This is a genomic window from Cupriavidus sp. SIMBA_020 (assembly GCF_046535395.1).
Classification (GTDB): Bacteria; Pseudomonadota; Gammaproteobacteria; order Burkholderiales; family Burkholderiaceae; genus Cupriavidus; species Cupriavidus campinensis.
The window spans coordinates 1-277 of sequence record NZ_JAWRWU010000439.1 but is presented as its reverse complement, the minus strand read 5'-3'; the positions used below and the strand labels follow the sequence as shown (position 1 = coordinate 277).

General features: G+C 61.0%; 1 pseudogene. It reads left to right on the top strand.

The features are described from left to right. Positions 1–250: pseudogene (locus SB751_RS29950) on the top strand (sn-glycerol-3-phosphate ABC transporter substrate-binding protein); the annotation flags it as partial. Positions 251–277: the final 27 nt, after the last annotated feature.

Sequence of the window (277 nt, the reverse complement as noted above, 5' to 3'; positions counted from 1 at the left end):
CGAGCTGACCAAGAAGGAAGGCTTCTACGACAAGAACCCGGGCACCGAAGTCGGCGTCAAGCAGTTGAACGTCGAAACCACCGCGCAATCGCGCGGCCTGCGCCTGGGCTTCCTGCCGCAGATCCGCGAAATCGAGGACGCTGAAATCGAACGCATCGTGTCGGGCAAGGTCTCGGCCAAGGATGGCGCCGAGAACATCGTCAAGCGCGGCAACGAGCTGCTGGAAAAGTTCGAGAAGAGTGTAAAGTAACGCCCGTTCCGGGCCCCGGAACAAGCC